At 43.3% G+C, this 13,355-nt stretch carries 11 protein-coding genes; 6 read left to right on the top strand and 5 right to left on the bottom strand.

Annotation, left to right across the window (positions count from 1 at the left end; translation table 11 throughout):
- Positions 1–32: 32 nt before the first annotated feature.
- Positions 33–350: a hypothetical protein gene (locus MKY83_RS17830; RefSeq protein WP_065097839.1), complete on the bottom strand. Its 318-nt coding sequence runs from the start codon at positions 348–350 to the stop codon at positions 33–35.
- A gap of 536 nt (positions 351–886) precedes the next feature.
- Positions 887–1,858: a S66 peptidase family protein gene (locus MKY83_RS17825; RefSeq protein ID WP_342487530.1), complete on the bottom strand. Its 972-nt coding sequence runs from the start codon at positions 1,856–1,858 to the stop codon at positions 887–889.
- Between the two features lie 156 nt (positions 1,859–2,014).
- Here MKY83_RS17825 and cls (MKY83_RS17820) point away from each other — a divergent pair, with 156 nt between their 5' ends.
- The 3 genes from cls (MKY83_RS17820) to MKY83_RS17810 all read left to right on the top strand — a co-directional run bounded on the left by cls (MKY83_RS17820) (position 2,015) and on the right by MKY83_RS17810 (position 6,409).
- Positions 2,015–3,517, top strand: coding sequence for a cardiolipin synthase (gene cls / locus MKY83_RS17820; protein ID WP_342487529.1), 1,503 nt, complete (start codon positions 2,015–2,017; stop codon positions 3,515–3,517).
- A gap of 105 nt (positions 3,518–3,622) precedes the next feature.
- Positions 3,623–5,338: an ABC transporter ATP-binding protein gene (locus MKY83_RS17815; RefSeq protein WP_034620332.1), complete on the top strand. Its 1,716-nt coding sequence runs from the start codon at positions 3,623–3,625 to the stop codon at positions 5,336–5,338.
- Between the two features lie 72 nt (positions 5,339–5,410).
- Entirely contained in the window at positions 5,411–6,409 is a 999-nt protein-coding gene (locus MKY83_RS17810) for a S66 peptidase family protein (protein ID WP_265208920.1), read from the top strand.
- Positions 6,410–6,439: 30 nt separating this feature from the next.
- Here the strand turns inward: MKY83_RS17810 and MKY83_RS17805 are convergent, their stop codons facing one another.
- The 3 genes from MKY83_RS17805 to cls (MKY83_RS17795) form a co-directional block, all read right to left on the bottom strand.
- Positions 6,440–6,694, bottom strand: coding sequence for a general stress protein (locus MKY83_RS17805; RefSeq protein ID WP_113767816.1), 255 nt, complete (start codon positions 6,692–6,694; stop codon positions 6,440–6,442).
- Between the two features lie 73 nt (positions 6,695–6,767).
- Positions 6,768–7,730 carry a UV DNA damage repair endonuclease UvsE gene (gene uvsE, locus MKY83_RS17800; protein WP_065097844.1) on the bottom strand — a complete coding sequence of 321 codons (963 nt, stop codon included), beginning with the start codon at positions 7,728–7,730 and terminating at the stop codon, positions 6,768–6,770.
- Between the two features lie 12 nt (positions 7,731–7,742).
- Positions 7,743–8,939 (bottom strand): cardiolipin synthase, encoded by a 1,197-nt coding sequence (gene cls, locus MKY83_RS17795; RefSeq protein WP_065097845.1) that lies wholly within the window; start codon positions 8,937–8,939, stop codon positions 7,743–7,745.
- Between the two features lie 143 nt (positions 8,940–9,082).
- On the opposite strand from cls (MKY83_RS17795), the gene MKY83_RS17790 reads away from it, so the two are divergent.
- The 3 genes from MKY83_RS17790 to MKY83_RS17780 all read left to right on the top strand — a co-directional run bounded on the left by MKY83_RS17790 (position 9,083) and on the right by MKY83_RS17780 (position 13,355).
- Positions 9,083–11,194, top strand: coding sequence for a heterodisulfide reductase-related iron-sulfur binding cluster (locus MKY83_RS17790; RefSeq protein ID WP_065097846.1), 2,112 nt, complete (start codon positions 9,083–9,085; stop codon positions 11,192–11,194).
- A 102-nt stretch (positions 11,195–11,296) separates the two neighbouring features.
- Positions 11,297–12,472, top strand: a complete 1,176-nt coding sequence (locus MKY83_RS17785) for an acetyl-CoA C-acetyltransferase (RefSeq protein ID WP_065097847.1) — start codon at positions 11,297–11,299, stop codon at positions 12,470–12,472.
- 19 nt (positions 12,473–12,491) lie between these two features.
- The gene (locus MKY83_RS17780; protein WP_265208914.1) at positions 12,492–13,355 is read left to right on the top strand and encodes a 3-hydroxybutyryl-CoA dehydrogenase; all 864 of its coding nucleotides are present in this window, start codon (positions 12,492–12,494) and stop codon (positions 13,353–13,355) included.

Raw genomic sequence — 13,355 nt, 5'->3', positions numbered from 1 at the left:
GCTCGGAACGAGAGTGGGTTTCTTCGTGTTTTTCATCCAGCTTTTAGATCACTTTTATTTCTCTGAAAAATCTCAATTTCATAATCCTCTAATGCTTGTTTAGGAAGTTTCTTTTCTAAGATAGATTGCAAACTTGTCATATCTTTTGAAGTATCGATGCCGATGGAAATTGTGGGATCTGTCTTGATCATTTGATAGTTAAACAATGCATGCTCTTCCCATAATGAGTCCAATACGTGGATGACCTTTTCATCTAATTCCTCTTCAGAAAGGGTGAGAGTTTTTGAAGTGAAGCTTAATCCAACAATACAAAGAGTAATAAAAAACAAACCAATCAAACGTTTTATCATTATATCTCCTTTATATAGTTAGTATATTCCTTAAATAGATCATAACATCCAATTGGGCTTGTTTGAATTGTTTAAAAGAAACCAGTTCATAAAGGGTCTTTTGAATTGATGATAATCAAACAAGGTTCCTTATAGTTATTTAAATGGCGCCATTCAGAATCTGTTAAATAAAAACATCCGCTATCTACTAGAGACAGCGGATGTTGAACATTACCCAAGCGTATTAATAATGTTAGAAATAGAATCGAATAATTGACTAAGTACATCAGAAAACATAGAGTGCATCCTCCCTTCGGTAAGCATGTAGTATGTGTGCGTTAATTAGAATTATCCAAGTGTATTAATAATGTTAGAGATAGAATCGAATAATTGGTTAAGTACATCAGAGAACATGTTTTTGCCTCCTCTCTTTTCTTTTTACATCTACTTAACGAAGGGGTTGGAGGGTTGGATCACTTTTTCTAAAAAATTTTTAAAAAAGATGGTGGCATAGAAAAAAGCACCACATATTCGGGTGCTTTTTTAGCCTTTATTAGTTATGAATGAATGCGCAGCTTCACGTCTCCATCTTTACACGCTAGCTTTACATTTCCACCAATCGGTAAGGTGAAAACCGGCTGCGTATGTCCAATATCGACATCGTAAATCACTGGAATGTGTTTGAGCATTGGGTGCTTATCTAGAATGAATCTTAAATGTTCTTCTGTCATCTCGGATTTCTTCTGAAAGCGTCCGATGATCAGTCCTTTGATTGATTCTGCATGCTGCAAGAGGGATGTGAGGTCTCTGGCGAACATTTCAGGGAAAACCAAATCATCATCCTCCACAAATAAGATGGCATCCTTGATATGAGGCATAAACGACGTCCCTTGCAGTAAATTCAGTGTACAAAGGTTACCGCCATACAAGGTGCCTTCAGCTGTTCCTTCCTGATATATTCCCCATTTTGTCGGATGAAATTGCCTGTTCGCTTGATCAAGATACCATGCATCATCACTCCACTTTGTCGAAGGGATCACATCAAAAGACTCACCGTCATTCATCAAGCAGGCTTGAAACATAGCGGTCTGTTCCTCTTGTCCTTGCTCCATTTGGAAGCTGGAGAAATGAGGGCCTGAGTATGTCACCATCTCACATTTTGCAGTAATAGCGCTTGCGAGTGCGGTAATATCACTGTAGCCGCAAAGAACTTTAGGGTGCTGACGAATCAAGTCGTAATCAATATAAGGCAAGAGTTCATTGCAATTGAAGCCTCCAATGGCTGTCAAAATACCGTCGACTTCATCATCTGTGAACGCCTTATGCAAATCAGACAAGCGGTGTTCAATAGATGAAGAGGAATGAAGATCACATTCAAACGCGTGTAGTCCAAAAGAGACGGTGAAGCCTAACATCTCTAAACGCTTTTTTGCTTGAGCGATTCCTTCTTCTGATAAAATGCTGGCACTTCGGCTTGGGGCAATGACGCGAATATGGCTGCCCTTTTTTAAAGGAGAGGGTGTATACATAAACAAATCTTCCTTTCCATCACATATTTATCCATTATATCGGATCAAATGGTCCAAGTCTGTAAAAGCTAGAAGAAAGGCATAGGTCGTGCGTTTCATACAAGCTGTGCAAAGGGTATGGAAGAGAAAAGACAGAAACGAATGAGGGCGGAGAATGTGAAAAAGAGGAGACTGGAATTTTTATTTTTATATTTTATGATATTCGGGGCATATGTGGTGTATTGGTGGCCGGTTCCAGCGTGGAGTGTTCAGTTGTACGCAGCGGTTTATATCGCCATTATTTTATTTAGTATCATCTCACTCATGCTAGAGAACCGTACATCACAGCACACACTCTTATGGATGTATGTGCTAATCTTTTTCCCGATCATTGGCTATATGTTTTATTTGTTCTCAGGACAGCTCTATGTGAAAGGTCATTTATTCAAATCAAAGAGAATGTACAACCGTGAAAAACTACGCAGAATATCTGAGCTTGAAAGCAAGCCGGATGAATCGCGTCTAACCGAAAATCAGCGGACTTTTTTTCATTACACAGAAAAAGCAACAGGCATGCATGTGAACACAAATAGTGATATGGACATTTTAAAAAATGGGGAGGAGACGTTTCCCCGTATTTTTGAAGAATTAAAAAAGGCAAAATCGTTCATCCATATAGAATACTACATGTTCAAATCAGATTTCCTCGGGCACCGGATGATGGAGATTCTGATAGAAAAAGTGAAAGAAGGGGTAGAGGTTCGCTTCATCTATGATGCGGCTGGCAGCATTCGCTTCTCCCGAAAAGATATTAAACGTTTGAAGCAGGCAGGAGTCAAGGTTGCTCCATTTCTGCCTTTAAAATATGGTTTCTTTAATCAAAAATTCAATTTCCGAAATCACCGCAAAATCGTGATCATTGATGGGAAGACAGGATTTGTCGGCGGGTTAAATGTCGGAAAAGAATATGTCGGACGTGATGAAAATATCGGTTTTTGGCGTGATACGCATACCATGTTAAAGGGTGAGGCTGTCCAAACCCTTCACTCTATTTTTATGCTCGACTGGGAGTATGTATCAGATGAAGTATTAATTGATGATCCGAAATATCATACGCCGCAACCTGTTACGGGAGAGGATGTCATTCAGGTTGTACCAACTGGACCCGATATGAAAGAAAGTATGAGTGATTTATATGATGCACTCATCTCAAATGCGAAACAATTTGTCTGGATTGCGACACCTTATTTTGTCCCTAATGAATCCCTTCGTACAGCATTGAAAATTGCTGCTACAAGAGGGGTGGATGTCCGGGTGATGGTACCGGAGATCAATGACGGCTTTCTCACACAATACGCCACACGATCCTATTTTTCTGAGCTTCTAAAAGAGGGCATCAAGGTGTATCACTATCAAAAGGGCTTCATGCATCAAAAAGTAATGATCGCAGATGGAGAACTTGCCTCTGTCGGCACTGCAAATGTGGATATGAGAAGCTTTCAGCTCAATTTTGAGGTCAATGTCTTTACAGCCGCGAAAAAGCCCATTGAGCAGCTGATGGCACACTATGAGGAGGATATGATGGAATGTGAGCAGATGGGACCTGTTCATTTTTATAAAAGAGGCTTAAAAGAACGATTAAAGGAATCATTTGCTCGGTTGTTTTCTGGCGTTCTATGAGGATTTCTAGTCAAAGAAATCATTTCCTAATCTAGTATTTTGAAGAGGATTCCTCTATAATTGAAAATGATTATCAATTATAGAGGAAATGAGGTTCTTTTACATATGCTAAAACGCTTTTTCGCCTATTACAGGCCCTATCGAGGTCTGTTCTTTTTAGATTTCTTTTGCGCTGTCGCCGTTGGATTAATGGAACTGGGTTTCCCGCTTATCGTGAACTACTTTATTGATACATTGTTGCCAACAGGGAACTGGACAGTCATTGTCTGGACCGCATTTGCGCTGTTTGTCATTTATGCCCTCAGCTCGGTTATGCAATTTATTGTGTCGTATTGGGGGCATATGCTTGGCATCAATATTGAAACAGATATGAGGAAGAAGCTGTTTGATCACTTTCAGCGCCTATCCTTTAAATTCTTTGACAACAACAAAACGGGTAAGCTCATGTCACGGATGACAAACGACCTCATGTACATTGGAGAAGTGGCGCATCATGGTCCTGAAGATTTGTTTATAGCGATTATGACGATTCTTGGTGCCTTTGCAGTCATGCTGATGATTAACTGGCAGCTGGCCATTTTAACCTTCCTGATCATGCCGGTCATCATCTGGCTTGCCCTTCATTTTAATAAGAAAATGACGCATGCGATTACACAGCTGAACAATGACATTGGAGACTTTCATGCAAGGGTTGAAAACAATATCGGCGGCATTCGTCTTGTTCAAGCCTTTGCCAATGAACATTTCGAGAAAAAACGTTTTGCTGAAAACAACAACCGTTTTCGAAAGGCGAAGCTTCTTTCCTATAAAATTATGTCGGTCAATGGATCGATCAGTTACATTCTCACACGTCTTGTGACACTGTTTGTCCTTCTCGCAGGTACATGGTTTGTCCTGCAAGGTCAATTAACGGCAGGTGGCTTTATCGCGTTTGTTCTGATCACAAATGTTTTATTTAGACCGATTGATAAAATCAACACGGTCATTGAAATGTATCCGAAAGGCATTGCGGGCTTTAAAAGCTATGTCGATTTGCTAGAAACAGAGCCGGATGTGAAGGATACAGAGGGAGCACGTGATGTACACGGATTGAAAGGTGAAATTGAATATCGAAACGTAACATTTGGCTACGATGAACACAGTCATGTGCTGAAGAATATCGATTTAAAAATTAAACAAGGAGAAACGGTTGCGTTTGTCGGGCCTTCAGGAGCGGGGAAATCAACCATTTGCAGTCTGCTGCCTCGCTTTTATGATGTGGATGAAGGGGAGATCACGATTGATGGTATAAGCACAAAGTCGATGACATTGTCATCTTTAAGGCAGCAGATCGGTATTGTGCAGCAGGATGTCTTTTTATTCTCAGGTACCATTCGTGAAAACATTGCGTACGGCAACTTAGAAGCCAGCGATGCAGAGATTTGGGAGGCTGTAAGAAGTGCGCATTTAGAGGAACTCGTACAGCGTTTCCCAGAAGGGTTAAATACCGTCATAGGTGAGCGCGGCGTCAAACTGTCAGGCGGTCAAAAGCAGCGTCTGTCGATTGCGCGGATGTTCCTGAAAAACCCGTCCATTCTCATTCTAGATGAAGCCACGTCAGCACTTGATACAGAAACAGAAAAAGCCATACAGGATGCACTGAGTGAACTAGCTGTCGGCAGGACAACGCTCGTCATAGCCCACCGCCTTGCAACAATTAAACACGCCGATCGTATCATTGTCGTAACAGAGGAAGGCATTGAAGAACAAGGCCGCCACCAAGATTTAATTCAAATGGGCGGCGTATATAGCAGACTGCACGAAGCGCAGTTTGGTCATTAAAGATTAAGCCCTTTTGATAAGGGGCTTTTTTTGTTAGGATAGAAAAAACTCGTGTAGGAAGGATCTGATGGAATGAAGAGGCTTCGGCGATTACAAAAAGGCGATAAGATCGGTATTTTTTCACCTTCAAGTCCAGCATCAGCGACCTCGCCTCTTAGGTATGAGCGGGCGAAGAAGTGGCTTGAGCAAAAAGGATTCATTGTGGTACCAGGATCATTAACAGGGAAAGAGGATCACTACCGTTCAGGTACAATTCAAGAACGAGCGGATGAGCTGAATGAGCTAATGGCTAGGGAAGACTTGGCGTGCGTCATGTCAATGATTGGCGGGACAAATTCAAATAGCTTGCTCCCTTATCTTGATTTTGAGCTGCTGAATCAATATCCGAAGATCATGATCGGTTATTCAGATGCGACAGCGATTCTTTTAGCCGCTTACGAAAAAACGGGACTGCCTGTATTCTACGGACCGGCGCTTGTCCCATCTTTTGGAGAGTTTGAACCGTTCGTCGCTTATACGTATCAGTCGTTCGAAGACATCCTGATGCATCCTCAACCCATTCCTTATCAGATCAAAAAACCACCTTTTTGGACGGATGAACGAATCAATTGGGAAGAAAAGACGCGTGATAAAGAGCAGCGTCCGAACGATTGGCTGTGCGTCATAGAAGGACGGGCAGAAGGCAGGTTGATCGGCGGGAACCTGAATGCAATGTACGGCATATGGGGCAGTGAGTTCATGCCAGCGATCCAAACAGGAGACATTCTCCTCATTGAAGATTGCATGAAAACCGCTTCGGTTGTAGAAAAAAACTTCTCTTTATTGAAAGTAAATGGAGTGTTTGAGCGAGTATCAGGTATTCTTTTGGGAAAACATGAGCTGTTTGATGATGAGGGAACGGGAAAAGAACCTTACGAGATTTTACTTGAGGTGCTTGGAGAGACAAAGAGACCGCTCATCGCAGATTTTGACTGTGCCCATACGCACCCGATGCTTACGATGCCAATCGGGGCACAAGTGAAAATGGATGCAGCTTCAAAACAAGTGTGGTTGACGAAAGAGTGGATCTAACAAAAAGAGCGGCCTGAGGGCTGCTCCTTTTTATGAAACATGCTCTTTTTCAAAAGGCTGCAAGAGATCTTGCGCTTTTTTCCCCTCTACGACAATTAAGTAGTCAGACTCTAAATGAGTGAGCCTGAAGGTTTCAAGCTCTACGATGTTCTTGATGTTGCACATTGTTTTTTTAGAATACACATATAGACGATGTTGAGCCTGGTGGCATTTTTCATAAAGAGAAATAAGCTTATGTAAATTCAATGCTTTCGCAGCGATTTGGATTGAATAGATTTGAGACATCTTCATATCCTCCTGTTAATAACTTTCTCACAATAGCTTTGTTACCCCTGTTTGAACAGAGATAAACCTTTATCTATGATTTCCACTCAATGGTTCCTCCGCCGGTTCGCTTGTTGCCTCTTATCGCAGACAGCTCTTCGACAAGTCGGAGCAGTGCCTGATCCTTTAACTTCGCCTCAATCATAAAATCTATATCACGCCCATACGGTTTTAATGCATGAAAAAGCGGTAAGACAAAGGACATATCTACACCATCTGCATGACTGCGTATGGCTTTTTCTGATTTCGGTGAGGATAAATGGATTTTAGGCGGAATGCCAGTGCTCGTCCAAGTGTTGAACATTCTTGGCAGGATGTCTTCAAGCACGGCATCATCATCTTTATTGGCCACGTGATGATGATAATCAAAAACAAATGGAATACCGTGCTTTTCACATACATCAAGGGTTTCTAACGACGTATACGTTTTGTCATCATTCTCAAGCGTCATCCTCGCCTTGATATGCGCTGGTAGCTGTTTGATATTGTCATCAAAACGTTGAAGCGCCGAATCTTTATCACCGTACGCACCGCCCACATGAATGTTCATATAGCCTTCCTTCACGAGCTTCATCGCCTCAAACATTTGATAATGGTACGTCATATCAATCACGGCATTTTCTGTGATTGAAGGCTTGGGGCTAGTAAACAAGGTGAATTGATTGGGGTGAAAGCTCACTCGCAGTTCATGCCGTTTCACCAACTCGCCAATTTCAAGAAACTCCTTTTGAAAAGGTGTCACAAAGTCCCAGCGTACCTCGGGATGGGTCGCAAGCGGGACGATCGAACTCGAAAAACGGTAAAGCGGGATATCATGGGCAATGGCAAAGTAAAGCGTTCTTAATGTATTCACGAGATTGGCCTTTGTTGTTCGTAATAAAGCCTCTTCTCTCTCTTCCTTTGAGAGCTTGCTGTATCTTGCAAAGGTCAGCGACTTGGCAGGAGAAGCCTCCCACAAGGTGACGGCATTGGATACATAACCGAATCGATAACGCATAGGTCAGCTCCTTTATAAAAAGTACGAGAACATGGCGCCAACCCATTCCAGCGGACGTGACAAAAGCGGACGCTGTGTCAATTTCTCCTCTGTCATAAGCTCAGACACTTCTATGTGCTCGCGAATTTTTTCTTCTACGTGTGCAGTAAAGTCGACATCATCAATGGCGACGTCAACTTCTTCGTTTAAAAACAAGCTGCGTTTATCAAAATTTGCCGTACTGATCATACAGCGTCTCTGGTCAATTAGAATGGCTTTCGCATGATAAAATCCTTTATAAAAACGATAAACAAGGCAGCCAGAGGCAATGAGGTCCTTCAAATAATGAAATCCAGCCTCTTTGACGAGTGGATGATCTGCTTTCATTGGGATGATGATTTCAACCGTGACGCCTCGCTTTCGTGCATCAAGCAGTGCACTCAGAAGAGGAGCAGATGGAATAAAGTAAGGCGTACAGATGATGATCTGTTTCCTCGCCTGCTGAATATCTTTGAGGAACAAAGCTTCTAAAGAAAAACCAGCAGTCGCGCGTGTTGTGCATTGTAGTGTTCCCGGTTCCAAAGCAGGAAAAACCTCATATTGCAGCTGATGAATGCCAGATGTCCGGTATAAATCATTCAAAAACACATGCTGGAGATCTGCGACAACTTGCCCTGTCATGCGCAAATGATAATCTTTCCAAATGCCAAACCGACCCTTTTTTCCAACATATTCATCACCAATATTAAAACCGCCAATATAGCCAATCTTTCCATCAATTACCGTGATTTTACGATGATTTCTCATGTTTAACCGATAAATCAAAAAAGGGAAACGAGGCTTATTTAAAAAGTAAAATTGGATGCCGCTTTTCTCCAGCATATCAATGGACTTTTGATCAAACGGATAGGACCCTAATCGATCGGTCAGTAAAAAGACTGAAACCCCTTGTTCCGCTTTTGTTTTCAAAGCTTGTAACACCCTTTGACCAATCTTGTCGTTCTTTACAATAAAGAACATCATATGAATAGAAGAAGAGGCGTGCTGAATATCGGTGATCAGCTGTTCAAAGAGTGGTTCGCCATCATGATAAAAGGCGGCATCACCGCTTGTTTGATCAAAAGATCGTTCAAAAGCGCGGGTGGAAAAATATTTCTTTCCCATATAAAGGTCTAACAATATGAGACAAACGATGACAATGAGTACGAGTAGGATGATCAATGCGATCATGAAGCTTCCTCCTTTTTTGCATATTTCAATAGTGTACCCAAACGTGTAAAAAATATTGACTGAATACTCATTCATTATTTATGATAGAGGTACAACATGGAAACGGAACAAAGTGGGTTTTGGGGAATGAAAGGGGGAGCAAGATGAATAGCCTTTTAATCATGAACATGATCGCATTTGCGGCGGTGACCGCTTACGCTGTGTATTTGTTTATTTATCTCATTCGAACACGAGCAGCGTACATTCGTCTTGGTAAAAAAGAAGAGTTCCAACAAGACGTGAAAAAACGCTTAGAGCGTGTTTGGGTCAATGTATTTGGGCAAAAGAAGCTGTTAAAGGACAAGAAGAGCGGCATCATTCATGTGCTGTTTTTCTACGGATTTATCCTTGTACAGTTCGGAGCCTTTGATTTTATTATGAAGGGACTCGTTCCAGGCAGCGGACTCCCTTTAGGTCCGCTTTACGGTGTCTTTACCTTTTTCCAAGAGGTGGTCACACTTCTCATTTTAGTAGCTGTTGTTTGGGCGTTCCATAGAAGGTATGTGGAGAAGCTTGTCCGTTTAAAGCGTGGCTTTAAATCCGGTCTAGTGCTTTTATTTATTGGCGGCTTGATGCTGACCGTTTTACTTGGGAACGGGATGAATATCATCTGGCATGGACACTCTTTATCACCAACGGAGCCAATCGCATCCAGTGTTGCTTTCTTGCTGGGCGGTATTTCACCTCTTGCGGCAACGGTCGTTTTTTATGTCGCATGGTGGGTGCATCTCCTGATTTTGCTGACATTCTTAGTGTATGTCCCGCAGTCAAAGCATGCTCACCTCATTGCAGGACCGGTGAACGTATTTGCCAGCAGATTAGACCCGCCAGGCAAGCTGCAAAAAATTGATTTTGAAGATGAGACACAAGAGACCTTCGGTGTGGGAAAAATTGAAGACTTCCGTCAGTCACAGCTGATCGACCTTTACGCTTGTGTGGAATGCGGGCGCTGCACAAATATGTGCCCAGCAACAGGTACAGGGAAAATGCTGTCTCCAATGGATTTGATTTTAAGGCTAAGAGATCATTTAACCAATAAAGGGGCCGCCATTACATCAAAGACGCCTTGGGTTCCGCAGCTTGCCTTCAGGCAGACAACAGGAAATCAGCTGGCGCTTCAGGCGAGAGGAGCAGGTGCAGAGGAATCGGCTGCTAGCTCGATGTATCATCCTTCTCTTATTGGTGAAGTCATTACAGAGGAAGAAATTTGGGCATGTACGACGTGCCGAAACTGTGAAGACCAATGCCCTGTCATGAATGAACACGTCGACAAAATTATTGATATGCGTAGATATCTTGTGCTGACTGAAGGGAAAATGGATGCAGATGCACAGCGTGCCATGACAAGTATAGAGCGCCAAGGGAACCCGTGGGGATTGAACCGGAAAGAAAGAGAAAATTGGCGTGAATTGAGAGAAGATGTGCACGTGCCGACAGTAAAAGAGCTGAAAAAAGCAGACCAAACCTTCGAATATTTATTCTGGGTTAGTTCAATGGGGGCATACGACAATCGAAGCCAAAAGATTGCGCTTGCCTTTGCAAAGCTTCTCAACGAAGCAGGTGTGTCCTTTGCCATCCTAGGCAATAAAGAAAAAAACTCAGGTGATACACCAAGAAGGCTTGGAAACGAATTTTTATTCCAAGAGCTTGCCGCAAAAAACATTGAAGAATTTCAGAAAAACGGTGTCACAAAGATCGTTACGATTGATCCGCACGCCTACAATTTATTTAAAAATGAGTATCCAGACTTCGGGCTTGAGGCAGAAGTGTACCATCATACAGAATTACTGGCAGAGCTAGTGAAAGAAGGAAAAATAACGCCTGTACATGAAGTGAACGAGGTGATTACCTTCCACGACTCTTGCTACCTAGGCAGATATAACGAAGTGTATGATCCGCCGAGAGACATTTTAAAAGCCATCCCTGGTGTGACGCTGAGAGAAATGGAACGGCATCGTGAAACTGGTATGTGCTGCGGTGCAGGCGGGGGCTTAATGTGGATGGAAGAAGAGACGGGTACCCGGATTAATACTGCCCGAACGGAGCAGGCGTTACAAGTGCAGCCGTCCATCATTAGCTCAGGGTGTCCTTATTGCTTAACGATGCTGGGAGATGGGACGAAAGCGAAAGAAGTAGAAGAGCAGGTAGGTACATTTGATGTCGCAGAGCTTCTTGAAAAATCAGTGTTTGGCGAGGCTGGAAAGCAGGTTTCGTAAACAAAACAGGCCGATGAATAGAATGTTCATCGGCTTATAAATGGCGCTGTACATCTGCTGTTCAGATAATATGTAAGCGGTAACAAAAGGGAGGGGACATACATGAGTAAGACAGTCATTGTATCTGGAGCAAGAACACCATTTGGAAAACTAGGCGGTGCTTTCAGCGGATTGACTGCCGCAGAACTAGGCGGAGTGGCAATCAAGGCTGCGCTGGAAAGAGTGCCGGGTTCACATCATGTGGATGAGGTCATCATGGGAAGTGTTTTGCAGGGAGGACAAGGTCAGCTTCCTTCAAGGCAAGCAGCAAGACATGCTGATCTTCCGTGGTCCGTTCCGACGCAAACCATCAATAAAGTCTGTGCATCAGGAATGCGCAGTGTGAGCACAGCAGATCAAATCATCCGAGCTGGAGATGCGGAGGTCATCGTAGCGGGCGGTATGGAATCCATGTCACACGCCCCTTATTTGCTAAAAAAAGCGCGATGGGGCTACAAAATGGGAGATGGTGCGGTACAAGATGCGATGATTTTAGATGGATTAACCTGTTCGTTTACAGGCGTTCATATGGGTGAGTATGGGAGCATGGCTGCGAAGGAGCTCGGTATCACGCGGGAAGAGCAAGACCTTTGGGCATTAAGAAGTCATGAACGAGCGATCGAAGCGCAGAAAAACGGCTTTTTTCAGCATGAAATCACTCCCGTCACCGTCAAGACGAAAACGGGAGAGCGGCTGATGACAGAAGATGAATCCCCGCGTCGTGATACGTCATATGAACGGCTATCAAAGCTCATGCCTGTTTTTGATCAAACGGGTACCATTACCGCTGGAAATGCACCAGGTGTCAATGATGGAGCAAGTGCGCTTCTTTTAATGAAAGACACATATGCAAAGCAGCATGACGTCAAGCCATTGGCAATCGTGCTTGGTCATACGCAGGTAGCTGTAGAGGCAAAGGATTTTCCGAAAACACCAGCCTTTGCTATCGAGAAAATTTTACAGAAAACAGGCAAGCGCCTAGAGAATATCGATCTATTTGAAATCAATGAGGCCTTCTCAGCTGTGGCGCTGGCATGTGAAAAAATAACCGGGCTTGACCGGCGGAAAATGAATATCAACGGTGGTGCAGTTGCGCTTGGTCATCCCATTGGGGCAAGCGGAACACGTATCATATTGACCTTGATTCATGCATTAAAACAAAGAGGCGGCGGTATTGGCATTGCGGCGATTTGCAGTGGAGGCGGTCAAGGAGATGCCATCATGATAAAGGTAGATTAAAAGGGAGGCGTTCATCGTCATGAGTACAGAAGAAACCGTCATGGTCGTTGGAGCTGGTCAAATGGGATCAGGCATTGCCCAAGTTTTTGCTCAGTCTGGCTACACAGTCCTGCTGCATGATGCATCTGAAAAGCAGATTCATCGAGCCATTTCCTCCATGACCAAACAACTGACGAAACGAGCAGAAAAAGGAAAGCTAGCCCATCAGGCAGTCCGAGATATTACGCAGCGGCTTGCCGTATCTACAGATTTAAAGGACGTGCAGCAGGCTCATTTAGTGATTGAAGCTGTATCTGAACAAATGAGTGTGAAAAAACAAATCTTTGAAACACTCGATCAAATTGCAGAGGCGAAGACGATATTTGCAACAAACACATCTTCCTTGTCGATCACTGAATTAGCAGCTGTTACGGGGAGACCGGAGCAAGTGATTGGCATGCATTTTATGAATCCGGTGCCTGTCATGAAACTCGTTGAGGTCATTCGAGCGCTGCAAACGAGTGACGACACGTATCAACTCGTTTGTGAAACAGCAAAGACATTAAACAAAACCCCAATTGAAGTGGAAGACTTCCCAGGGTTTGTATCAAACCGCATATTGATGCCAATGATCAATGAAGCTATTTACACCCTTTATGAAGGCGTGGCAGATGCAGAAAGTATTGACGGTGTCATGACGCTTGGAATGAATCACCCAATGGGGCCGCTTCGTCTCGCTGATTTCATCGGACTAGATACATGTTTATTTATTATGAATACCCTTCATGAGGGACTTGGGGATAGCAAATACCGACCTTGTCCTCTTTTGAAAAAATACGTGAATGCAGGCTGGCTGGGCAAAAAGACAAAGAGAGGTTTTTACACATACCACGACCACTCATAG

It is taken from the genome of Bacillus sp. FSL M8-0266 (genome assembly GCF_038613425.1).
In the GTDB taxonomy this organism is placed as follows: domain Bacteria; phylum Bacillota; class Bacilli; order Bacillales; family Bacillaceae; genus Bacillus; species Bacillus pumilus.
The sequence above is the reverse complement of the archived record's forward strand: the minus strand, read 5'-3'. Positions and strand labels throughout refer to the sequence as shown.